The organism is Aeromonas sp. MR16, from assembly GCF_022549315.1.
In the GTDB taxonomy this organism is placed as follows: Bacteria; Pseudomonadota; Gammaproteobacteria; order Enterobacterales; family Aeromonadaceae; genus Aeromonas; species Aeromonas aquatica.
Genome location: NZ_JAKZFK010000067.1, coordinates 1 through 696 on the forward strand (window position 1 = coordinate 1; position 696 = coordinate 696).

General features: G+C 56.2%; 1 pseudogene. It reads left to right on the forward strand.

Going from position 1 to position 696, the window contains the following annotated elements:
* Positions 1 to 696, forward strand: a pseudogene (locus tag MM194_RS21745) (IS3 family transposase); the annotation flags it as partial.

The following is a 696-nucleotide window of genomic DNA, read 5'->3' on the forward strand; positions in this document are numbered from 1 at the left end:
CAGCAGAAAATCCAGGAGCTGGAAGCCCGCATCAACCGCCTCGAGCGCGAAAAGGACATTCTAAAAAAGGCTACGGCTCTCTTGATGGCGGACGAGTTCACTCGTACGCGCTGATAGACCGATTAAGAGAGCAAGCCCCCATCACTCTGGTCTGCTGCGCTTTCGATGTTCCAACATCCTGTTTTTACGACTATCTGGCTCGCAAGCGGACGATTAACCGTGAGCGATTGCAACAGCGTAGTGAGTTGCGCCGCTTGTTCAAAGAGAGCCGTGATTCAGCGGGCAGCCGCGCCTTGATGTCGATGATGCGAGCGCTGGGGTATCAGATTGGCCGATTCAAAGTGCGCAGTCTGATGAAAGAGACCGGTCTGGTATCCAAGCAACCCGGCGCTCATCGCTATCAGGTCGCCCGGTCTGAGCGACCGGATATTCCCAATCTGCTGGCCCGTGAATTTGATGTCCAGCAACCCAATCAGGTGTGGTGTGGCGATATCACCTACGTCTGGGCCGCTGGTCGTTGGTATTACCTGGCCGCGGTGCTCGACCTTCATACCCGCCGGGTCGTGGGTTGGGCGATGTCTGACAAACCTGATGCAGAGCTGGCAATAAAAGCGCTCGAGATGGCCTATCAGCAACGAGGTTGCCCATCAGGCGTACTGTTTCACTCCGATCAGGGCAGCCAATATGGCAGCCGTG